Origin of the sequence: Sphingomonas sp. R86520, assembly GCF_042466285.1 — a bacterium.
GTDB lineage: Bacteria > Pseudomonadota > Alphaproteobacteria > Sphingomonadales > Sphingomonadaceae > Sphingomonas.
In genome coordinates, this window is the sequence record NZ_JAXHBZ010000001.1 from 4,327,249 (window position 1) to 4,350,176 (window position 22,928).

Genomic DNA, 22,928 nt, shown 5'->3' on the forward strand with positions numbered 1-22,928 from the left:
AGCGCGTAATGCGCGCGGCGGCCCCGGTCGACCATCTGGTGCACGGGATGGGGACGGCGATGGAAACGCCGACCTGGCCCGCGATCACGACTGGCGAAGCGGCGGCGGTGGTCGCGCGGTTCCCCGCGGCAGGCAGGCTGACGGCGTTGCACTGGCATTCCCCGCGACCCTTTTCCGCGGCGGCACTCGTCCATACGACGCAAGGTGCGTTCTTCCTGAAGCGCCATCATCACAGCCTCCGGTCAGTCGAAGGTCTCGCCGAGGAACACGCGTTCATCGCGCATCTGGCGAACGCCAGCGTTTCGGTACCGGAGATCCTGTCCACGGCGGACGGTGCGACTGCCGTCGCGTGGCGCGAATGGTCGTACGAACTGCACCGCAGGGCACCGGGCCGGGACCTGTACCGCGACAGCCTGTCGTGGACGCCGTTCCTGTCGCACGCGCACGCCCATGCCGCCGGGGTCGCGCTGGCAAGGCTGCACGTCGCCGCGCGCAGCTTCACCGCTCCCGAGCGTCGGCGGCAACCCTTGGTCGCCAGTTTCACCATCCTTCGCGCCGCCGATCCTCTCGCGGCGGCCGCAGCCTATGTTGCGGCGCGTCCCGCCATGGCTGCGTTCCTTGCTCCCCGATCGTGGCGGCGCGACCTGGGGCAGCTGTTTGGAGCACTGGGCGAAGGGCTGCCCGCGATGCTGGCGGACCAGGTGCCGCTGTGGACGCACAATGACTGGCATCCCTCCAACCTGCTCTGGGCGGACAATGGCAGCGTACGGACCGTATTCGACTTCGGTCTCGCCGATCGCACCTGCGCCGTCCATGACATCGCGACCGCGATCGAGCGTAGCGCGGTGCAATGGCTGAAGCTGGGGCAGGGGGCGGATGCGACCATCGCCGATGCCGGCGCGGCGCTGGCGCTGCTGGCGGGCTATGCGACGATTGCGCCGCTGAGCCGATCCGACATCACCACGATCGTGCGCCTGCTGCCTTTGGTGCATGTCGAGTTCGCGCTGTCGGAGATCGATTATTTTACCGGCGTCGTCGCCGACCCGGCGTCCGCCGCGCTGGCATGGGACGAGTATCTCGTCGGCCATGCGGCATGGTTCCGGACGGGGGCTGCGGGGGACTTCCTGCAACGCATCGACGGGCAGGATTTCGGACGATGACGCCGCTCGAGATCGTCGCGGTCGTCGTCAGCTTCGCCGGCATCTGGCTCACGGCAACCCGGCGCATGCTGTGCTGGCCAGTCGGTTTCCTGGCCTGCGCGCTCTACTTCAAGCTGTTCCTCGACGTGCGCCTCTATGCCGACATGGTGTTGCAGGCGTTGTTCGGGATCGCGATCGTCTATGGCTGGATCGCCTGGGCCCGCGGCAAGGACGATACCGGCGACATTGTCGTCGCACCGCTGCGCCTCCCGCAGGCGCTGGCGGGGTTGGCGGCCGGTGCGGTCGGCGCGCTCGCGATCGGCGCGTTCACCAGCCGCTACACCGACGCGGCGCTGCCGTGGATGGATGCGGGGCTGAGCAGCTTTAGTCTCGTCGCGCAATATTGGACAGCCCGGCGCCACAGTGCCAGCTGGCTGCTCTGGATCGCGGTCGACATCCTCTACGTCGGCATGTTCGTGTTCAAGGGACTGTTGCTGACCGCGGGTCTGTACGCGGCGATGATCGCGCTGGCGGTAATGGGGTATAGGCGATGGCGGAGCGCCGCGTCGGCGGCGCGCTGAATAGGTGCGAAACGAAGTTCGGGGGCGTGGTGGAAAAGATCGTGAAGGACTGGAACGGCGAAGTCGTCCGCAGATGGCTGGAAAGCCGCATCGCCGCTGCGCGCTCGGATCAGGTCGTCGCCGAGCGGGGCGGCAGGGCATTGCAGGACGATTGCGACAAGGCGACGGCCGAGGAGATGGTCTGCTCGCTAATGAGCCGGAAGGGCGTCCCGGATAGCCATGCCGCGTTTGCCGGCGCGCTGGCAGCGCTATTGGAACGCGATGAGTTTATCTGGCGCGGCGTCTACGACGATACGCGGTTCGACCGGCACGTCCGCGCCTATGCCAAGAAACTGGTCAAGATGGCCAAGACGAACACCGGTTTCGAGAACGTCTCCCACTATCAATAAGGGCCCGGGGACGTGCCCCGGGGCCCTGGCCGTCAGTCCTTGAACGGATCGATCATCCGGATCGTGCCGTCCGGATTGAAGAACAGCTCGGTCATCTTCGCCGACCGGAGGTGGTTCTTGTTCGACAATTGCGTGTCGTGATAGACCAGCCACCAGCGGTTCTGGAACTGGACGATCGAGTGATGCGTGGTCCAGCCCTGCACCGGTGACAGGATGTGCCCGGTATAGCGGAACGGGCCGTACGGCGTTTCCCCGACGGCATAGGCCAGGAAATGCGTGTCGCCGGTCGAGTAGGTAAAGTAATATTTGCCGCCGCGCTTGAACATCCACGATGCCTCGAAGAAGCGCCGGTCATGGTCGCCGCCGAGGAGCGGCTTGCCGGCCTCGTCGAGGATCTGGACGTCGCGCGGGGCTTCGGCGAACTGCTTCATGTCCGCCGACATCCGCGCGACCTTGGGTGCGAGCGCTGGCTTGGCGTCCTGCTTCAGGTCGGTATCGCCGGCGTTCGGATCGAACTTGCCGGTCGCCCAGCGCTGCAGCTGGCCACCCCAGATGCCGCCGAAATACATGTAGCTCTCACCGCTCGTGTCGGTGAACACCGCAGGGTCGATCGAGAAGCTGCCGCGGATCGGCAGCGGCTCCGCCTTGAACGGACCGGTCGGCGACTTCGACGTGGCGACGCCGATGCGGAAGACGCCCTGTTTGTCGCGCGCGGGCATGTAGAGATAATAAATGCCGTTCTTGTAGGCGGCATCGGGCGCCCAGGTCTGCTTAGAGGCCCAGGGGATCTGCTTCACGTCGATCGCGACGGGATGGATCGTGACCGGACCACCGGGGCGATCCATGCTCAGCACGCGGTAGTCGTGCATCGCATATTGATTGCCGAGGTCGTCGTCGGGGATGCCCGCATCGACGTCATGGCTCGGGTAGATATAGATCTTGCCGTTGAAGACATGCGCGGAAGGATCCGCCGCAAATATCTCCGTGACCAAGGGCTGCGCGCGATAGCGCTTGCCGTCGGGGCTGCGCGGTTCGGCCTTCGTCGCTGTAGGCGCGGTGCGCGATGTCGCGGCCGGGGCGGACGTCTGGGCGATGGCGAAGCCGGATGCGAGCATCAAGGGTATGGTGATGCACAAGGCGGGTATGGGGAGGCGCATGACCTTTCGATCCTTCCTGATAAACGATCTTCTACGAGATCTGTGGCCCATGATTGTGGGACGATAGCGCTATCATATCACGGGCGATTGTTCCGGCAAGCGCTGATCCGCCGTCAGCTGCACAACCCCGCGGGCGGACCCTGGAGCGCGGGGGTGACGGGAGGGCCGGCCAGCGAGGGTGTCGGTCCCGGCCGCGAGAGGTCGACCGCGCCGCCGTAATAGGGGTCGGCTTCGGCCTCCTGAAGCGTGATGAAACGAAACCCCATCTCGCTGTAGAGTGCGAGCAGGCGGGGCAGCATGTGGGCATCGAACGCGCCGACATGCATCAGTAGGACATAGGGGATGTCGCGCCCGACCTGCGCCTTCGCCCGTGCCCGCGAAGCCAGCGCAGCGCTGCGGGCGTCGGCGAGGAAGCTGGCTTCGAGCGCCCGGACCGCGACGGCATCGCGCTTGACCGCACAGGCGGCGTAGACCGGGTTCCATTTGAAATCGTTGAAGCTCATCGTCACCGCCGCAGCCCGGTAGCCACGTGCCTTGAGGGTCGCGCGGGCGGCGTCGCGCACGGCGGGTGTGCTGCCTTCCGACAGGAATGGATAGCGGAACCAATGCCAGTCGGTGTCCCCGGCTGCTTTCCCCAATACCGCTTCGTTGCGCGCCACTTCGGCGGCAAAGGCGGGGGCGCCGACCTGGTCGAGATTGACGTGCGAATAGGTATGGTTGCCGAGCGGCAGTCCGGCGGCGCGCCACGCCGCAATCGCGCGTGCCGCATCGTCAGGTGTGTCGAGACCGAAACCGGCATTGAGAAATCCGAACGCAGGCGCCTTCGCCTTGGCGAGGGCCTCGGTGATGTCACGGATCACGCCGACGCGGGTCTGGCCGGTTACCAGTGGTCCGTGCGCCGGAATATCGTCGAACGTGATCGCAATCGCTGGACGCGTGTGGACCGCTTGGCGCGAAGGTGCGACGGGCACGGGAGCGGCAACACCAGCCACCGCAGTCTTGGTCGCGGCCGAGCCGCCACCGAACAGCCCCAACGGCACCGCTTCGCCCATCACGCGATAGCCCGCTTCCGAGGGATGCAGATGGTCGCCCGAATCATAAGCAGGAGACAGTCGATCGGGATGTGCAGGATCGCGCATGACCCGGTCGAAGTCGATCACCGCGTCGAACACGCCGGACGTGCGAATGAACGTATTGAGCGCCTGCCGATCGCCCTCGTTCAGGGCATTGGGATGATAATACTCGTTGCCGCCGAACGGCATCACCGTGCCGCCGATGACCTTGATGCCGTGCGCATGCGCACGCGTGACGATCTGCGTGTAGCTAGTCGTTATCTGCGTGACGATCGCGGCGTGTTGTGCCGGCGACGCCGGGGCATCGCGGGTCAGGACGCCGAGATCATTGATGCCCTCCAACACGACCGCCCAGCGCACGCCGCTGCGCGCGATCACGTCGCGGTCGAACCGCGCGAGAAGGTTCGGTCCGGACCCGTCGAGCAGGATGCGATTGCCACCGATCCCGGCATTGACGACCCCGATAGCCCGCGTTGCCGTTTGCGCACGCAGGCGGGCGGCGAGAACGTCTGGCCAGCGGCCGTTATGCTCGGGTGCGACGCCGTAGCCGTCGGTGATCGAATCGCCGATCGCGACGATCGTACCTGCGTTCGTCGCGCGTGATGGGACGGGGCGGGCGACCTCGATATCCGCCAGCGCGTACCAGTGCGTCGTCGGCGTGGCACCGGCGAGCGTCGCCGCCGCGACATGATCGCCGGCCAGCGTAAAACTCGTCGCACGGGAGCCCGGGTGACCCGTCTGCGGGCTCGCGGCGTCTGGTAGGTAAAGGCTCACGGCGAGGTCCGCGCCGGGCAGGACCTGCAGCCCGATCGGATCGGAATAGAGTTCGGCGCCCGCCGGGATCACCGCGTCGGCGCGTCCCGCAAAGGTCAGCCTCGCGCCGGACCCGATCTGCGACGTGCCCGGCGCCACGGCCTGCGCGAGATGGGCGCCGCCGATCGCGAGCGGTCGCGTGCCGAACGCGTTGGACAGTCGAACGCGGACACTCGCACCACCGGCGGACACGCGCACGATCTGCCGCAGCGTGACCGCCTTCGCACGCTCGGCCGGCAGCGCATTGTCACCCTCGGCGACCATCTGAGACGCGCCCCAGGTTGCGATCCAGTGCACATCCCTGCGCGCGAGCCCCCTGGTCGGCGCCGTGCCGTCCCGCGCCGCGGCGCCCGTCACGCATACCACGCCCAGTGCGAGCGCCATCGGCCAACGCCTCATCACAACCATCCTCTCGCCGTTTTTCGTTAGCGCTATCGCTACTGCGCTTGTGGCAATTCCGGCAAGCGCTCGATCGTCACGCTGCCGGTCATCAGTTCTCAAGCGACGCAAGCGGGCCCGACGGCATCACTGCGGATTGCCCGGCGCGTACGGGATCTTCTGCGACTCGTACCATCCGAGGTCGTGCTCAGGGGGCACCGTACCGGCCGGAAGTTTCAACCCGTTGACGGAAACCCAATAGGCCAGACTGGCATCGCGCCACCACCGCGCCTCGCGCTCCTGGATCGCAAGATAGGTCGCGGTCTTGTCCCAGCGCCCCGCATCGACCTGTGCCTTCAGCCCATCCCATTGCCGCCGCATGTCGCCGACATAGGCGACACCCGAATCATAGTCATGAACCATCTCGGCCCACAATGTCCGCCCCGACGCCATCCGCCGATCCCACGGCACATGGTGGAACCACAGCAGTTCGCGCTCAGGCGTGGTCGCCGGATCGGCGAGACGCCGCGCGAGGTCGGGCGCATACTGCGCCACCGCGTTGCTGCCGGTCTTCGTGCGATCGAAGCCGATCCCCGCCTTGTCCGCGCGGTGGTAATAGACCGGGTTCCATTCGGGCCGCTTGAGGTCGGCGACCCATGGGCCGGGGCCGTAGTGATGCCCGGTCGCCATGACGTGCGCCAAGCCGAGCGGTGTCATGTAGTCGATCACCGCTTCGCGCGATCCCATCATCATCCTGACGACCGGGTCGACGATCGCGGGAGAGGGGGCAAAGGTCATCGCCGCCCATTCACGCGCGACCGGTGCCGCGCCGAGCGTCGGATCCCACGCCATCCGCCCGAACGCGTACCAGTTCGCCTGGTTGAAGGTCGAGCCGGCCCAGTCGCGGTCGCGGCCAATATTGGCGACGCCCGCCATGCCGGTCAGTCGATGACCCTCGATCGACCCGTCGACGACCTTGGCGACGGTCTCGCCGGGCGCCTGCATCGTCTCGCTTGAGAGCGTCTCGGCGAACAGCGGACCGAGGTATGCGAGGTGCGTCGCGAAGCCGAGATATTCCTTGGTGATCTGGAATTCGATCATCAGCGGCGTCCTGGGCATCGCGCCGAACAGCGGATGGAACGGCTCGCGCGGCTGGAAGTCGATTGCGCCGTTCTTGACCTGGACGATGACGTTGCGCGCGAACTTGCCGTCGAGCGGCTTGAATTCGGTATAGGCCTGTTTCGCGCGATCATCGGGGTCGGTCTCGGCATAGACGAAGGCGCGCCACATCACGATCCCGCCATGCGGCGCGACCGCGGCGGCGAGCATGTTGGCACCGTCGGCATGGCTTCGGTGATAGTCGCGCGGACCCGGCTGGCCCTCGCTGTTGGCCTTCACCAGGAAGCCACCGAAATCGGGGATCGCACGGTAGATCTCGTCGGCCTTCGCCTTCCACCACGCCGCGACCTGCGGATCGAGCGGATCGGCGGTCTTCAACCCCCCGAGCTCGATCGGGGCGGAGAACCGCGCCGACAAATACACCCTGATCCCGTACGGCCGGAATATGTCGGCGAGCGCGGCTGCCTTGGCGATATAGCGCGGCGTCAGGCTTTCGACCTTCGCGTTGACGTTGTTGAGGACCGTGCCGTTTATGCCGATCGACGCGTTGGCGCGCGCGTAATCGGTGTAGCGCGGATCGCGGAAGTCGGGGAGGGACCACCAGTCCCACAGCGATTGCCCGGCAAAACCGCGCTCGACGACGCCATCGAGATTGTCCCAATGGTTCAGGACGCGCATTTTCACGCGCGGCGTCGACGTCAGGTCGATGCGGTCGAGATTGCCGCCGGTCTGCACGTAGCGCAACAGCGCGAAGCTGCCGTACAGCACGCCGCGATCGGTGTTCGCCGTCACCAACGTCACGCGGCGGCCGCCGAGACTGGTCGGACGGATGCTATAGCCCTCGTCGCCCAGCGTCGCGGTTGGCAGGCGGAGTGCGGCAACGTCACGGTCGGCAGTGGTCGCCAGCACGATCGGACGGGGGCTGGGTCCCTCGGGAACCGCGCGGCCGGATAGCCCCGTCAGTCCGCGGCGTAGTTCATCGGCGGCGACGCGGAGCGTGGCCGTATCGCCGCGCCGTTCGACCGATTGCGCATCGTGCCGCAATGCCGTCGCCCCGGCGGTCGCAAGCGGCCGGTACCGCATCCACAGGTCGTATCCGTCCTCGGCCCGTGCCGTGCCGACGCTCAGGAGGAGTCCAGCGACCAGCGTCGCGACGGTCACGACGAGCCTACCGAATAGCATCATTCTTTCCTCTCTTGCCGAACGACCCCGCATTGACAACGGATCTGTTTGTCGGACATGTTATCGCTATCACGACGACGGCATCGACAGCAATGCCGCGTTTGACGACAGGAGAGACGGGTGTCCGGCAACAAAATCAGCGCGATCACGACCAACCGCCGCAGCGCGCTTGGCTGGCTTGGATCGGCGTCCGTCGCCGCCCTGACATCCACGCTGACTCCCCGCCTGGCCCGTGCCGCCGCCGCGCCGATGGTCTACAAGGATGCACGCGCGCCGATCGATCTGCGTGTCCGCGACCTGATGTCGCGCATGACGCTGGACGAGAAAGTCGCACAGCTCGTCACGCTGTCCACGTCGAAGCGGCAGATCATGGATGCAGCGCTGCACTTCGATCCGGCGCGTGCGGACACCGCATATCCGAACGGCATCGGTCAGATCGCGCGGCCGTCCGATCGCGGCGGTGCTGCAACTGCCGCCAATACCGGTACCGACGTCACCGGCCGGTGGCGTGCGCCGGCCGACACGATCGCCTTCGTCAACGCGGCGCAGCGCTGGGCGACGACGCGCAGCCGGCTCGGCATCCCGATCCTGTTCCACGAAGAAGCCTTGCACGGCTACATGGCACCGGAAGCGACCAGCTTTCCGCAGGCGATCGCGCTGGCCGGATCGTTCGACCGCGACCTCGTCCGCCGCGTCAATTCGGTGATCGCGCGGGAGGTTCGCGCGCACGGCACGGTGCTCGCTTTGTCCCCGGTCGTCGACATCGCCCGCGATCCACGCTGGGGCCGGATCGAGGAGACGTTCGGCGAGGATCCCTATCTGTGCGGCGAGATGGGCGTCGCCGCGGTCACCGGGCTGCAGGGCGAAGGCAAGACGCTGGCGCCGGGCAAGGTGTTCGCGACGCTGAAGCACATGACCGGACACGGCCAGCCGGAGAGCGGCGAGAACGTCGCGCCCGCACCGATCGCAGAGCGCGAACTGCGCGAGAATTTCTTCCCGCCGTTTCGCTCGGTCGTGGCGCGCACCGGGATCGGCGCGGTCATGCCCTCGTACAACGAGATCGACGGCGTGCCGAGCCATGCCAATCGCTGGCTGCTGCACGACGTCCTGCGCGGCGAATGGGGCTTCGATGGCGCAATCGTCAGCGATTATGCGGCGATCGGCGAGCTCGCGTCGCTCCACCATATCGCCGCCGATCGCGATGGTGCGGCACGCCTCGCGCTGGCCGCAGGTGTCGATTCGGACCTTCCCGACGGCGAGGCGTATCGTTCGCTCGCCGACCAGGTTCGCGCCGGCAAGGTGCCGATCGATCAGGTCGACGCGGCCTGCCGCCGGATGCTGACGATGAAATTCCGGTCCGGGATGTTCGAACAGCCGCTGGTCGATGTCGGTGTCGCGGCCAAGCTGACGGGCAACGCCGAGGCGCGCGCGCTGGCGCTGGACGCGGCACGCCGCTCGATTGCGCTGCTCGTCAACGACGGGACGCTCCCGCTGACGGCTGGCGCCCACAGGACGGTCGCGGTGATCGGACCCAATGCGGCGGTCGCGCGGCTCGGCGGGTATTCGTCGATCCCCAAGGCGACCGTCTCGCTGCTCGACGGCGTACGCGCGCGGCTCAAAGGCAAGGCCGAGGTCGTCCATGCGCAGGGCGTCTTCATCACGCAGAACGAGGATCGCTCCGCCAACGAAGTCCTGCTCGCCGATCCTGCCAGAAACCGGCAGCTGATCGAAGAGGCGGTCGCGGTCGCGAAGACCGCCGACGTCATCCTGCTCGCGATCGGCGATACCGAGCAGACCAGCCGCGAAGGCTATGCCAAGACCCATCTCGGCGATCGCACCAGTCTGGATCTCCTGGGCGAACAGAACGCGTTGCTGGCGGCGATGAAGGCGACGGGGAAGCCCTTGGTCGTGGTCGCGATCAATGGCCGGCCGCCGTCGTGGCCGGCCGCGGTTGAGACCGCGAACGCGTTGCTCGAATGCTGGTATGTCGGACAAGAAGGCGGCACCGCAATTGCCGAGGCGCTGTTCGGCGACATCAATCCGGGTGCAAAGCTGCCCGTCACCGTTGCCCGATCGACCGGCCAATTGCCGGTGTTCTACGATGCGAAGCCGTCCGCGCGCCGCGGCTATTTGTTCGACACCACCGCGCCGCTGTTCCCGTTCGGGTTCGGGCTCAGCTACACAAAATTCGAGATCGGCACGCCGCGTCTCTCGTCGCCGAAGATCGGGATTGCCGGGACCGTCACGGTCGCGGTCGACGTCGCCAATCTCGGGCAGCGCGCCGGCGACGAAGTCGTCCAGCTTTACGTGCGCGATCAGGTCTCGTCGGTCGCGCGGCCGATCATCGAACTGAAGGGGTTCGAGCGCGTCACGCTGGCGCCCGGCGAGCGCAAGACCGTGCAGTTCGCACTCGGCCCCGACTCGTTCCGGTTCTTCGACATCAACATGCGCGAGGTGGTCGAGGCGGGCCTGTTCGATATCTCCGTTGGCCCAGACTCCGCGCATCTCAAGACCGCCATTCTCGAAATCGCCTGAGGGACTGCCCATGCCCAAGATCGTTTCTGCCCGCGTCATCGTCACCTCCCCCGGCCGCAATTTCGTCACGCTGAAGATCGAGTGCGACGACGGTACCACCGGGCTAGGCGACGCCACGCTCAACGGTCGCGAGCTGAGTGTCGCCAGCTACCTGACCGATCACGTCGTACCGTGCCTGATCGGCCGCGACGCGCACCGGATCGAGGATGTCTGGCAGTATCTCTACAAGGGTGCGTATTGGCGGCGTGGCCCGGTGACGATGGCGGCGATCGCTGCGGTCGATACCGCGCTCTGGGACATTAAGGGTAAGCTCGCGGGCATGCCGGTGTACCAGTTGCTCGGCGGCGCGGCGCGCGATGCGTGCATGGTTTACGCGCATGCCAACGGCACGACGATCGAGGACACGATCGCGGTCGCCAAGGCGGAACAGGCGAAGGGCTACAAGGCGATCCGGCTGCAATGCGGCGTACCGGGACTGGCCTCGACCTACGGCGTCGCCAAGCACGGCGCGCGCTACGAACCCGCCGACGCCGCCCTGCCGAGCGAGAGCGTCTGGTCGACCGAGAAATACCTCCGTGTCGTCCCCGAACTGTTCAAGGCGGCGCGTGACGCGATGGGCTGGGACGTGCATCTGCTCCACGATATCCACCACCGGCTGACGCCGATCGAGGCGGGGCGGCTGGGCAAGGCGCTCGAGCCGTACAGCCTGTTCTGGATCGAGGATCCGACGCCCGCCGAGAACCAGGAGGCGTTCAAGCTCATCCGCCATCACACGACGACACCGATCGCGGTGGGCGAGGTGTTCAATTCGATCTGGGACGCGAAGGACCTGATCCAGAACCAGCTGATCGATTATATCCGCGCGACCGTCGTGCACGCGGGCGGCATCACGCACCTGCGCCGGATCGCGTCGCTCGCCGATCTGTACCAGGTGCGGACCGGCTGCCACGGCGCCACCGACCTGTCGCCGGTGGCGATGGCGGCGGCGCTGCATTTCGGGCTGTCGGTGCCCAATTTCGGCGTTCAGGAGCATATGCCGCACACCGACGAGACCGATGCCGTCTTCCCGCATGCGTACAGCTTCGACGACGGCATGATGCATCCGGGCGAGGCACCGGGACTCGGGGTCGACATCGACGAGGATCTCGCCGCGACCTATGACTATAAGCGCGCCTATCTCCCGGTCGCGCGACTGGAAGACGGCACGTTGTGCAACTGGTGAGCGGCGACGGGACGGGCGCTCCCGTGATCGACAAGCCGCGCGGCCGTGTCCGCTGGATCGTCTGCGCGCTGCTGTTCGCGGCGGTGGTGCTCAGCTATATCGACCGGCTCGTCCTGCCGACGCTCAAGCCCGATCTTCAGGTCCGTTACGGCTGGAGCGAGACGGGTTATGCCGATCTCGCGATCTGGTTCCAGGCCGCCTACGGCCTCAGCTACATCGTGTTCGGTCGGCTGATCGACCGGCTCGGCGCGCGGGTCGGCTATGCGCTGGCGGTGACCCTGTGGACACTCGGCCATGTCGCGCACGTCTTCTTCACGTCGACCGGCGGCATGATCCTCGCGCGGATCCCGCTCGCGCTCGGGGAGGCGGGGACGTTCCCAGCGGCGATCGCGGCGACCAACGAGTGGTTTCCGCGGCGTGAGCGCGCGCTGGCGATCGGCATCTTCAACGCCGGCTCCAACGTCGGCGCGATCCTGACGCCGCTGGTCGTGCCGATCATCGCCGTGACGATGGGTTGGCGCTGGGCGTTCATCCTGACCGGAATGCTGACCGTCGTGTGGCTGGTCGCGTGGCTCGGTTTCTATCGTCGCCCGCGTGAGCATCCCAAGGTCACGCCGGAGGAACTCGCGTATATCGAAAGCGAACCGGTCGAGCCCGGCCGGCCGGTCCGCTGGGCGACATTGCTGCGTCAGCGACAGACCTGGGCCTATATGCTCGGCCGGTTCCTGATCGACCCGGTGTGGTGGACCTTCCTGTTCTGGCTGCCCGATTTCTTCAACAAGCAATACGGCATCACGATGCTCGCGTTCGGACCGCCGCTGATCGCGGTGTACCTGCTCGCCGACGTCGGTTCGGTTGCCGGCGGATGGTTCTCGTCGCGGCTGATCGGGCGCGGGCTGAGCGTCAACCGGGCGCGTAAAACGGCGATGTTCGTCTGTGCGCTGTGTGCGGTGCCGATCGCGTTCGCGACGCAGGTGCCGAACATGTGGTGGGCGGTGCTGATGATCGGCCTCGCCTGCGCCGGACACCAGGGATTCTCGGCCAACCTCTACGCGCTGCCGGGCGACCTGTTGCCGCGCTGGGCGACGGGCTCGGTCGTCGGGCTTGGCGGCTTGTCGGGTGCGGTCGGCGGCATGCTGATGGCGAAGTTCGCCGGCACCATCCTCCAGACCGTCGGCAGCTACCAGCCGATATTCATCGTCGCAGCCTGCGCCTATCTCGTCGCGCTCGCGGTCATCCACCTCATCGTGCCGCGCTATGCGCAAGTGCCTGCGGAACGCCTCCTATGACCAAGCCTTTGCGCCTCCATCCCGATCGCCTGTTCCCGGACGAGCCGCGCACCCGCGACATCGCCCGTGCGCTGCATGCAGGCGTGAAGGACCTGCCGATCGTCAGCCCGCACGGCCATACCGATCCGGCATGGTTCGCACGGAACGCGGCGTTCACCGATCCTGCCTCGCTGCTGATCGTGCCCGATCATTATGTGTTCCGCATGCTCTACAGCCAGGGCGTGCCACTCGACGCGCTCGGTGTGCCGACCGTGGATGGCAGCGCGACGGAAGCTGATCCGCGGAAAATCTGGCGCATCTTCGCGGCGAACTATCACCTGTTCCGCGGCACGCCGTCGCGGATGTGGCTCGACTGGGTATTTGCCGAGGCGTTCGGCATCGACGTGCGTCTCGAGCCTGAGACCGCGGACCTGTATTACGACACGATCGACGCCGCGCTGAAGACGCCTGAATTCCGCCCCCGCGCGCTGTTCGACCGGTTCGGGATCGAGCTGATCGCGACCACCGAGAGCCCGCTCGATCCGCTCGACCATCACGCAGCGATCCGCGCGAGCGACTGGAACGGCCGCGTCGTCACCGCCTATCGCCCCGACCCGGTCGTCGATCCCGATACGCCGGGCTTTGCCGCGAACGTCTGCCGCTTCGGTGCGACCGCGAACGCGGATGTCGGCAGCTATGCGGGCTATCTGGCCGCGCACCGCTTCCACCGCGCACGCTTCCGCGCGGCGGGTGCGACCTCGACCGATCACGGCCATCCTTCGGCAGCAACGGCAGACCTCACGCCCGCCGAAGCGGAGGCACTTTACGCTCGCGTCATGGCGCAGCCGACCGCCGCTGAGTCCGAACGCTTCCGCGCGCAGATGCTGACCGAGATGGCGGCGATGTCGGTCGAGGACGGCATGGTGATGCAGCTTCATCCCGGTGTCGCGCGCAGCCACAACGCCTCGGTGCTGGCGCGCTTCGGTCGCGATAAGGGCGGCGACATCCCGCTGCCCGGCGAATTCGTCCGCGCGCTGAAACCGCTGCTCGACCGGTTCGGCAACGATCCCCGGCTGACGCTGATCCTATTCACGCTCGACGAGGACACCTACTCCCGCGAACTCGCGCCGCTCGCCGGCCATTACCCGTCGCTGCGGCTTGGCCCGCCCTGGTGGTTCCACGACAGTCCGGAGGGCATGCGTCGCTTCCGCGAACGCGCGACCGAGACCGCCGGCTTCTACAACACGGTCGGCTTCAACGACGACACGCGCGCGTTCCTGTCGATCCCTGCGCGCCACGACGTCGCCCGCCGGATGGACTGCGCGTTCCTCGCCAGACTGGTCGCGGAGCACCGCCTCGAAGAGGACGAAGCGCACGAGGTTGCCCGTGCGCTCGCCTATGATCTCGTCAAACAGGCGTACCGGCTCTGAGGCACGCGAATGCCCATGCCGGGGCCGCATCCTCCGGAGACACGTGATGAACTTTCGTTCGATCCTGCTGGCGTTGACCGCGCTTTCGGTCGCGACGCCCGCGCTTGCCGACGCCCCCTCGCTGCACAAACAGGGCAGCGCGACGCAGTTGATCGTCGGCGGCAAGCCGATGCTGATCATTGGCGGCGAGCTGAGCAATTCGGCGGCCTCCAGCGCTGCGTACATGGCGCCGCACTGGAAGAAACTGCGCGCGATGCACCTCAATACCGTCCTCGCGCCGGTCGCGTGGGAGCTGATCGAGCCACGCGAAGGCCAGTTCGACTGGACCTCCGTCGACACCATGCTGCACGATGCGCGCGCCGCCGACCTGAAGCTCGTTATCCTCTGGTTCGGCGCGTGGAAGAACTCGATGTCGACCTACGTGCCGGCCTGGGTGAAGCGCGACCAGGGCCGGTTCCCGCGCGCGCAGGGACCGAACGGGCAGGGCGTCGAGATCCTGTCGGCCTTCGCGCCCGCAACGCTGACGGCCGACCAGCGCGCCTATGCTGCGCTGATGGCGCATCTGAAGGCGGTCGACGGCACGCAAAACACCGTCGTGATGATGCAGGTCGAGAACGAGATCGGCATGCTGCCGGTCGCGCGCGATTACGGCCCGCTTGCGGAAGCCGCGTTTCGCCAGCCGGTGCCGACCGAGCTCGTCCAGTATCTCACGGCGCACAAGGCGAACCTCGTGCCCGAGATGCAGGCGATGTGGGTCGAGCGCGGCGCCAGGACGCAGGGCTCGTGGGAGGATCTGTTCGGCGCGGGCGACGCGGCCGCGGAAGTGTTCACCGCCTGGCATTATGCGCGCTTCGCCGATCAGCTGACCGCGGCCGGCAAGGCGGCCTATCCGATGCCGATGTACGTCAACGTCGCGCTCAATCGCCCCGGTCGTGCGGCCGGCGAATATCCGAGCGGTGGTCCGTTGCCGCATCTGATCGACGTCTGGAAGGCGGGCGCACCAGCGATCGATTTTCTGGCGCCCGACATCTATTTCCCGAATTATGTAGACCTCGTCGGCCGCTACAAGCGCCCGGACAATCCGTTGTTCATTCCCGAAGCCAATAACGCGGACAATCCAGCGGTCCCGGCCAACGCCTTTTATGCATATGGTGAGCATGACGCGATCGGGTTCGGGCCGTTCTCGATCGATTCGGCCGACGATGCGCCGGGCGATCTGGCCAAGGCCTATGACGTGATCGACCAGCTTTCGCCGCAGATCCTGGCTGCGCAGGGATCGAACCGAATGGCCGGGTTCAAGCCACGCGTGCTGTACGACGAGACCGTCGTGTACGAACCGCAGACGCGCGATATCGGCGGCTATCGCTTCACGATCGCCTATGCCGATATCCAGCGGCCGGTCGCGAAACCGGACATGGCGAGCTATGGCGGGCTGATCATCCAGACCGGACCCGAGGAATTTCTCGTGGCCGGGCAGGGCATTACGGTCACCTTCAAACCGATCGGCGACGGACCGGGACTGGCCGGGATCGACAGCGCGTATGAAGGACGGTTCGACGCTGCGGGGCGCTGGGTACCCGGTCGGCTACTCAACGGCGATCAGACTCATCAGGGTCGTCACATCAGCCTGCCGGCCGGCAACTGGCAGATCCAGCGGATCAAGCTCTATCGCTATCGCTGAAACCATTGACAGTGATCACTCCGACAATTACCCCTATGTGATAGCGCTATCATAAATGGCGCATGAATTAACGTATCCCGACGCCGAAGCGGGGACATCACACGGAGGGGATTTCCCATGAGTTTCATCGCACGCCGTCACCACGTCCGCGCCATATTGCTGGCGGCCGTCGCCGGGAATATCCTGATCGCCGCGACGCCTGCGGCCGCGCAGGTCGCGCAGCCCGACACGGGGCCGAGCACGACCGCGCCGGCGACTCCCGACCAGCAGGGCATCACCGGGACGACCACGCAGGCCGAGCCGGCTCCGGCCGACGCGACCGGGCAGAGTGCGACCGCCGCCGACAATGGCCTCGGCGCGACCGACGAAATCATCGTCACCGGCATCCGCGGCAGCCTTCAGAGCGCGACGAACGCCAAGCGCAACGCCGTCGCATTCGGCGACTCGATCTTCGCCGAGGATATCGGCAAGCTGCCCGCGACCAACCTGGCCGAGACGCTGAACCGCATTCCGGGCGTGCGCCTGAACCGCGACATCACCGGCGAAGGCGTACAGGTCGCGATCCGCGGTCTCGGTCCGAGCTTCTCGAAGGTGCTGCTGAACAACACGCAGATCGCGATCGCGTCGGACGGCGGCACCAACGGCACCGGCGGCGGCAACCGCGAGGTCGATCTCGATTTCTTCCCGTCGGAACTGTTCACCCGCCTCGACGTGCTGAAGTCGCCGGTCGCGTCGACGCTGGAGGGCGGGATCGCCGGCACGGTCAATTTGCGCAACGCGCGCCCGTTCGACAATCCGGGCACGCACCTGACCGTCGTCGGCCAGGGCCAGTATAACGATACCAACAACCGCTTCGGTCCGCGCGGCGCGATCGTCGCGAGCAAGACCTGGGATAAATTTGGTATCCTGGTCGGTCTGCAGGGCGTCAACCAGAAGACCCGGGTCGATGGCTTCGAAACGGTCGGCTATACCGATGGCAACGTGCCGACCGGCGTGCCGGGCGTCGGCGACGTCGGCGGCAACGGCTTCGCCTATGCGCCGGTCGTGCCGCGCAACACCGGTTTTGGCCTGACGCCGGGCGCGCCGGTCAACCTCGCGGCAACGTCGGGGCTAACCGATACGCAGATCCGCAGCGCGCTGATCCCGCGTCTCGGCCGCAACAACGTGACGCAGGGAACCCGCTCGCGCTATTCGGCATTGCTCTCGCTCGAACTGCGCCCGACCGACACGCTGAGCTTCGCGTTCGACGGCATCTACGCCAAATCGAAGCGCGACTACGTCAAGTCGAACATGAACTGGTACGTCCGGAATTCGGGCCCCGGCAGCGATCCGACGTCGACCGGCGGCATGGTGCCGATCGGCCTGACGGTGGATGCGAACAACGTTGTCACCAGCGGGACGTTCGCCAATTCGGTGTTCTTCCTCGAGGAGAGCATCTTCCGCCAGACCACCGAATTCTACAATCTCAGCCCCAGCGTCACCTGGGCACCGAGCGACACATTCAAGGTCGAGGCGCAGGTCAATTACGGCAAGAGCAATTTCTACCGTGAACAGCCGAGTTTCCTGATCCAGACTCCGCGCGAGACCGGGATCACCGCGTTCTACGACAATACCGACAGCAACAATCCTCAGCCGATCATCACCACGAACGTCGACCTCGGCGATCCGAACCTCGGCTGGAAATGGTATCGCCAGAATGTTTCGAGCGTACGCCGCAAGACCGAGACGAAGGGCGCGCATGTCGACTTCACGCTCGGCGACGCGACCATGAACCTGAAGTTTGGCGGCGCCTATGACAGCGCGCTGCGCAACGTCCGTGCCTATGACAATTCAACCGCGTACCAGACGTCGGTGTGCGGTGCGACGTGCAACGGCACCACCGGCAGCGTTACAAATGCGCAATTGTCGCAGTATCTGGAGCGTCTGAACGTCACCGATATCGGCAAGCTGTCGAAGGGGGCGGTCGGCTATACCAGCATCATCTCGACCAAGCTGAAGGAACTGCAGGCGGCGACCAACTACCAGTCGTTCCTCGACAGCGCGCCCGAGGCACGCGGTTCGGTCACCGGCGGCACTACCGGCGACATCCTCGAAAAGACGTTCGGCTTCTACATGGAAGGCAACGGCGTCACGGAGATCTTCGGCCGTGATCTGCGCGCGAATGCCGGCGTCCGCTACGTCCACACCGACCAGCACGTCGCCGGTCCGGTCCAGGTCGCGGCCGGCCTGGTGGACGTCGTCCAGGACTCGTCCTACGAAAAAGTCCTCCCCTCGCTCAACCTGTCCTATGACCTGGCGAAGCGCATCAAGCTGCGGTTTGCGACCTCGATCAGCATGACGCGGGCCGATGCTGGCTCGCTGTTGCCGGGACTGACCTTCTCCGATCAGGGCGCGCAGGTCGCCACCGCGGGCAACCCGAACCTGAAGCCCTATACGTCCGAGAATATCGATCTCGGCGGTGAATATTATACCGGCGGCATCGGCTATGTCGGGCTCTCGTATTTCCGCAAGAATATCGACGGGTTTACCGCAAACATCCAGTCGACGGTGCCGTTCTCGGCGCTCAATCTCGCGTTCAGCACGCTGACGACGACGCAGCAGCAGGCGATCAACGGTCGCGGTGGGCCGGACGTCGCGCAGATCGTCGTGACGCAGCCGGTCAATCTGAACCAGCTAAAGATCCAGGGTGTCGAAGCGACCTGGGTGCAGCCGCTCGATTTCCTCGTGCGTGGGCTCGGCTTCTCGGCGAACGGGACGCACATCACGCAGAAGTCCGATACCGGCCTCGTCGCGTCGGGCATCGCCCCGTGGAGCTACAATCTCCAGGGCTTCTACGAAGGCCACGGCGTGTCGCTCAGCCTGAACTATGTGTGGAACGACGAGTCGATCGCTGCAAATGGTCCGCAGAACAACATCCCCGTGCCGCTGCGGTCCGATGCGCGCGGACAGCTCGACATGTCGGTCGGGTACCAGCTGCCGTTCTTCGACAACCGGCTGCGCCTGACGCTCGACGTGCTGAACATCACCAACGAGCCGCTTCGCACCACGTTCGGGTACGATAACGCTGCGTACAGCGTCTATTACCCGGGTTGCCAGTTCCTCGGCGGCATCCGCGCCAAGTTCTAGATATCCTCTCCCGAGGAACCTTTGGGGTCGATTCGAAAGGATCGGCCCCTTTTTTTTGTTCGGTCGACACGCGGGACCGCCCGGCTAGCCGCGGCCGCAAGCAGGCGCGTTGAGCAGACCATGGCGATGCTCTTCCATGACCAACTCAATACCTTGCGGGCGAGATTTCGTTGATGTGACAAGGGGTAAGCCCACGGGCTGCCGAGAACAGTTGCTTACTTAACACAGTATAAAAACAATACTCGGGGACCCCGCTCTAAACATGCTTGCCAACGTATCGGCGAGGTCTATGTTAGCGCTCGCACAGCCGGCGTATCGATCGGCGTGGGAGTATCAGCGGTCAGGGTGACCGCGATCAAGAGGGGATGATCATGAAGGCTAAGAGTCTTTCGTCGGCGCTCGCGCGTTCGGCATCCGTATTAGCGGTCGCCAGTTGTCTTGCGCTGCCGGGAGTTGCTTTCGCACAAGCCCAGGCGCAGACCGGTGCGGAAGCCACCAACGCACAACCGACGACGGCACCCGGTACGACGGCGGATCCGGCTGCTTCGGCTGGCCAGCTGACCTCGCCCGCAACGGCGCCTTCGTCCGAGTCGGCGCAGGGTGCCGCTGGCGACGAGATCGTCGTGACCGGCGTTCGCGCCAGCCTTGAGCGGTCGATCGCGATCAAGCGCAATTCCACGGGTATCGTCGACGCCATCTCGGCCGAGGATATCGGCAAGTTCCCCGATACGAACCTCGCCGAGTCGCTGCAGCGGATTACCGGCGTCTCGATCAACCGTACCAACGGCGAAGGTGCACTGGTCACCGTTCGCGGGTTCGGCCCGAGCTACAATCTGGTCACGCTCAACGGGCGGCAGCTCGCGACCGCCAACGTCCAGGTGGTCGGTGGCGACGAGAATTCCGACAGCGCCCAGGGTGCCAGCCGTTCGTTCGACTTCTCCAACCTCGCATCGGAAGGCGTGCGGACGCTGGAGGTCTACAAGACCGGCCGCGCCTCGGTGCCCACCGGCGGTATCGGCGCGACGATCAACGTCGTCACGCGTCGCCCGCTGGACGGCAAGACCGGCCTGACCGGTAGCATCGGCGCAAAGGCACTGTACGACACCAGCACCGATGGTTGCCTGGATTGCGGGTCGAAGGTGACGCCGGAGCTTTCCGGTGTGGTCAGCTGGGCAGATCCGACCGATCGGTTCGGCGTGTCGTTGTTCGGAAGCTACCAGAAGCGCAATTTCACGTCGATCAGCGCGACGTCGAACGACTGGAACATCATCCCGTACAGCAACTTCCTGTCGGGCGGGTTCGTCAAGTCGGACGGCAGCACGAAGATCACGGGCGCGCCCACCAATCCGAACCAGCTCGTCGCGATCCCGAACGACAGCCGCTATCATTATGCCGAGGGCAGCCGCGAGCGCATCAACGGGCAGGCCGTCGTCCAGTTCAAGCCGATCGACACCCTGACGCTGACCGCGGACGCGCTGTTCGCGCAGAACCGCCAGAAGGAAATCCGGTCGGATCTGTCCAACTGGTTCAGTCGTCCGTTCGACGAGGTCCACTTCGACGCCAATCCGACCGTCGCCACCGCGACGTATCTGCACGAGACCATCAACGGCGCGAAGGACGAAGGCTTCGAGGCCCAGAATCGCGCGCAGAAGAGCCGGATCGAGGATTTCGGCCTGAACGGCAAATGGGACATCACCGACAATTTCTCGTTCAATCTGGACGGGCATTACAGCAAGGCGTCCAGTCGCCCGGACAACCCCAACGGCAACAGCTCGACGCTGGTGGGCATGGGCGCGAACGTCATCACGGCGCATTCCGTCGATTATAGCGGCGCCATTCCCGTTCAGGACGTGACGCTCGGCGGTCCGCTGACGCTTGCCCAGGTCGGCTCGCAGATCGGCCGCACATACGCCTCCACGCAGGATCAGCGCGTGAAGGAACTGCGCGGCGATTTCGGCTGGGATCTCGGGGGCGGGAGCCGCTTCGATTTCGGCGGGAACTTGCGCAATACCAATATGCATCAGACGCGGGTCGCCACGCAGCAGACGCTGGGCGACTGGGGCATCACCAGCCCGGGCGACGTCGAGCGCCTTGCACCCGGCGCGCTGCAGGCCTTCTGCCTCGTCTGCAAGTTCCAGCACTTCGATCCTGGCAGCGATCCGGAATTGCAGACCGCGTTCCGCGGCGATGCCGCCAACATCTACTCCATCCTGTCGCCGTTCTACGCGAAGGCCGGCAATGCCGTCGGGGTGACCACCAACGAGGATAACCGCGTCCGCGAAAAGATCTGGTCGGCCTATGGCCAGGTCACGTGGAAGGGGGACATCGCGGACCGGCCGGCGACGTTGGTCGCGGGCGTCCGCTACGAGCATACGAAGTCGCAATCGACGTCGCTGGTTGCCGTGCCTGCCGCGATCAACTGGGTGTCGGACAACGACTTCACGGTCGTGATCTCGAACCAGACCAGCTTCCTGACCGACGGTGGATCCTACAACAACTTCCTGCCGTCGATGGATTTCCAGGTCGAGCTGAAGAACAACCTGATCGGCCGCCTGTCATTCAGCAAGACCATCGCCCGTCCCGAATATGGCAACCTGTTCACGTCGACCAGTGTCGGCGGTCCACCGCGCCCGATCGCCAATGGCGGCATCGCGACCGGATCGACGGGCAATGCGCGCTTGATCCCGCTGGAATCGGACAATCTCGATGCGTCGCTCGAATGGTACTACAAGCCGGACAGCTATCTCTCGTTCGGCGTGTTCGACAAGCGCGTCCGCAACTTCATCGGCAACGGCCAGTTCACGTCCGACCTGTTCGGCTTGCGCGATCCGAGTTCGGGTGCTGCCGGAACGCGGTCCGGCCAGGCCAAGGCGGCCTTGCAGGCACTCGGTGCGGACCAGAGCGACGTCAATCTGTTCGCGCTGACCGCGCTCATCGATCAAACCGGTTCGGTCGGTGCGGCAACGACCGTGTTCCAGGCGAACTACAACGCCACCACGCGGTCGCTGAACGATGATTTCGTGAAGCAGATCAACAACACCCGTGACGTGATCGCCAACGGTACGGACGTCCTGTACCAGTTCCAGCTTACCCGGCCGGTCAACAACAAGGACGCGGAAGTCTATGGCTTCGAAGCGGCGGGGCAGCATTTCTTCGGGTCGAGCGGGTTCGGCGTGGGTGCTGCCTATACGCTGGTACGGGGTGACGTCGGGTTCAACATCGGTGCCAGCCCATCGGAGGACCAGTTTGCCCTGCTCGGCTTGTCCGACACGTTCAACGCGACGCTTATCTACGACAAAAACGGGTTGTCGGCGCGCGTCGCCTATAACTGGCGCGACAAGTTCCTGTCGGGGATCAACCGCCAGGGTTCGCGCAATCCGGAGTTCACCAAGGCGTTCGGCCAGCTGGACGTGAACATCAGCTACGACATTACGCCGCAGTTCGCGGTGTCGATCGAGGGCATCAACCTTACCGAGCAGAAGCTCAGGACCTATGCGCGCGACGAAGCCGAGCTCTGGTTCGGCCAGGAACTGCAGCGGCGCTTCTTGCTGGGCGGGCGCTTCCGCTTCTGATCGGCGGCGGGGTCGGGAGGCTTTGGCAAGGCTTCCCGACCGCGTTCCATAGTCCCCGCGACCCCGTCGCCGGGACGCTGCACGATGCGTCCAGACACGAGCGCATGACGGCACGAGGGTTCGCTACGGCGCGCGCCCTCGTCGCTTGCGCGATCAACGCTGCCGGCGAAACGGTGCGACGGATACCGGATTGCGCACGGCGGGAGGCCTCTTCATGATGCTGTGGGGTTCTCCCTTGGCCATGTGCAGACCTCGAAAGGCTG

13 protein-coding genes are annotated in these 22,928 nt (G+C 65.6%); 10 read left to right on the forward strand and 3 right to left on the reverse strand.

What is annotated here, in order from left to right; all coding sequences use genetic code 11:
- Positions 1-8: 8 nt before the first annotated feature.
- The 3 genes from SJY41_RS19885 to SJY41_RS19895 are packed head-to-tail and all read left to right on the forward strand — an operon-like array spanning position 9 to position 2,109.
- Positions 9-1,160 (forward strand): phosphotransferase enzyme family protein, encoded by a 1,152-nt coding sequence (locus tag SJY41_RS19885; RefSeq protein ID WP_380783953.1) that lies wholly within the window; start codon positions 9-11, stop codon positions 1,158-1,160.
- Positions 1,157-1,720 carry a nicotinamide riboside transporter PnuC gene (gene pnuC, locus SJY41_RS19890; RefSeq protein WP_380783954.1) on the forward strand — a complete coding sequence of 188 codons (564 nt, stop codon included), beginning with the start codon at positions 1,157-1,159 and terminating at the stop codon, positions 1,718-1,720. The genes SJY41_RS19885 and pnuC overlap by 4 nt, the downstream gene beginning before the upstream one ends.
- Positions 1,690-2,109, forward strand: coding sequence for a hypothetical protein (locus SJY41_RS19895; RefSeq protein WP_380783955.1), 420 nt, complete (start codon positions 1,690-1,692; stop codon positions 2,107-2,109). The genes pnuC and SJY41_RS19895 overlap by 31 nt, the downstream gene beginning before the upstream one ends.
- 32 nt (positions 2,110-2,141) lie before the next feature.
- Here the strand turns inward: SJY41_RS19895 and SJY41_RS19900 are convergent, their stop codons facing one another.
- The 3 genes from SJY41_RS19900 to SJY41_RS19910 form a co-directional block, all read right to left on the reverse strand.
- The gene (locus SJY41_RS19900) at positions 2,142-3,266 is read right to left on the reverse strand and encodes a glycoside hydrolase family 43 protein (RefSeq protein ID WP_380783956.1); all 1,125 of its coding nucleotides are present in this window, start codon (positions 3,264-3,266) and stop codon (positions 2,142-2,144) included.
- A 113-nt stretch (positions 3,267-3,379) separates the two neighbouring features.
- Entirely contained in the window at positions 3,380-5,551 is a 2,172-nt protein-coding gene (locus SJY41_RS19905; protein WP_380783957.1) for a GDSL-type esterase/lipase family protein, read from the reverse strand.
- Between the two features lie 126 nt (positions 5,552-5,677).
- Positions 5,678-7,834: an alpha-glucuronidase family glycosyl hydrolase gene (locus SJY41_RS19910; protein ID WP_380783958.1), complete on the reverse strand. Its 2,157-nt coding sequence runs from the start codon at positions 7,832-7,834 to the stop codon at positions 5,678-5,680.
- A gap of 246 nt (positions 7,835-8,080) precedes the next feature.
- On the opposite strand from SJY41_RS19910, the gene SJY41_RS19915 reads away from it, so the two are divergent.
- The 7 genes from SJY41_RS19915 to SJY41_RS19945 all read left to right on the forward strand — a co-directional run bounded on the left by SJY41_RS19915 (position 8,081) and on the right by SJY41_RS19945 (position 22,665).
- The gene (locus tag SJY41_RS19915) at positions 8,081-10,366 is read left to right on the forward strand and encodes a glycoside hydrolase family 3 N-terminal domain-containing protein (protein ID WP_380784202.1); all 2,286 of its coding nucleotides are present in this window, start codon (positions 8,081-8,083) and stop codon (positions 10,364-10,366) included.
- A gap of 10 nt (positions 10,367-10,376) precedes the next feature.
- Complete coding sequence (gene manD / locus SJY41_RS19920) at positions 10,377-11,588, forward strand: D-mannonate dehydratase ManD (RefSeq protein WP_380783959.1); 1,212 nt, start codon at positions 10,377-10,379, stop codon at positions 11,586-11,588.
- A gap of 26 nt (positions 11,589-11,614) precedes the next feature.
- Entirely contained in the window at positions 11,615-12,877 is a 1,263-nt protein-coding gene (locus tag SJY41_RS19925) for an MFS transporter (protein ID WP_380784203.1), read from the forward strand.
- The gene (gene uxaC / locus SJY41_RS19930; RefSeq protein WP_380783961.1) at positions 12,874-14,286 is read left to right on the forward strand and encodes a glucuronate isomerase; all 1,413 of its coding nucleotides are present in this window, start codon (positions 12,874-12,876) and stop codon (positions 14,284-14,286) included. The genes SJY41_RS19925 and uxaC overlap by 4 nt, the downstream gene beginning before the upstream one ends.
- A 46-nt stretch (positions 14,287-14,332) precedes the next feature.
- Entirely contained in the window at positions 14,333-15,967 is a 1,635-nt protein-coding gene (locus SJY41_RS19935; RefSeq protein WP_380783962.1) for a DUF5597 domain-containing protein, read from the forward strand.
- Between the two features lie 117 nt (positions 15,968-16,084).
- Entirely contained in the window at positions 16,085-19,093 is a 3,009-nt protein-coding gene (locus SJY41_RS19940; protein ID WP_380783963.1) for a TonB-dependent receptor, read from the forward strand.
- A 371-nt stretch (positions 19,094-19,464) separates the two neighbouring features.
- Positions 19,465-22,665 carry a TonB-dependent receptor gene (locus SJY41_RS19945; RefSeq protein ID WP_380783964.1) on the forward strand — a complete coding sequence of 1,067 codons (3,201 nt, stop codon included), beginning with the start codon at positions 19,465-19,467 and terminating at the stop codon, positions 22,663-22,665.
- Positions 22,666-22,928: the final 263 nt, after the last annotated feature.

Bases quoted from the DNA above. Each gene is read 5' to 3' on its own strand.
- SJY41_RS19945 (WP_380783964.1), top strand. From the start codon at position 19,465: ATGAAGGCTAAGAGTCTTTCGTCGGCGCTCGCGCGTTCGGCATCCGTA.
- SJY41_RS19935 (WP_380783962.1), top strand. From the start codon at position 14,333: ATGAACTTTCGTTCGATCCTGCTGGCGTTGACCGCGCTTTCGGTCGCG.
- SJY41_RS19905 (WP_380783957.1), bottom strand. From the start codon at position 5,551: ATGAGGCGTTGGCCGATGGCGCTCGCACTGGGCGTGGTATGCGTGACG.
- pnuC (WP_380783954.1), top strand. From the start codon at position 1,157: ATGACGCCGCTCGAGATCGTCGCGGTCGTCGTCAGCTTCGCCGGCATC.
- manD (WP_380783959.1), top strand. From the start codon at position 10,377: ATGCCCAAGATCGTTTCTGCCCGCGTCATCGTCACCTCCCCCGGCCGC.
- uxaC (WP_380783961.1), top strand. From the start codon at position 12,874: ATGACCAAGCCTTTGCGCCTCCATCCCGATCGCCTGTTCCCGGACGAG.
- SJY41_RS19910 (WP_380783958.1), bottom strand. From the start codon at position 7,834: ATGATGCTATTCGGTAGGCTCGTCGTGACCGTCGCGACGCTGGTCGCT.
- SJY41_RS19915 (WP_380784202.1), top strand. From the start codon at position 8,081: ATGGTCTACAAGGATGCACGCGCGCCGATCGATCTGCGTGTCCGCGAC.
- SJY41_RS19900 (WP_380783956.1), bottom strand. From the start codon at position 3,266: ATGCGCCTCCCCATACCCGCCTTGTGCATCACCATACCCTTGATGCTC.
- SJY41_RS19885 (WP_380783953.1), top strand. From the start codon at position 9: ATGCGCGCGGCGGCCCCGGTCGACCATCTGGTGCACGGGATGGGGACG.
- SJY41_RS19895 (WP_380783955.1), top strand. From the start codon at position 1,690: ATGGCGGAGCGCCGCGTCGGCGGCGCGCTGAATAGGTGCGAAACGAAG.
- SJY41_RS19940 (WP_380783963.1), top strand. From the start codon at position 16,085: ATGAGTTTCATCGCACGCCGTCACCACGTCCGCGCCATATTGCTGGCG.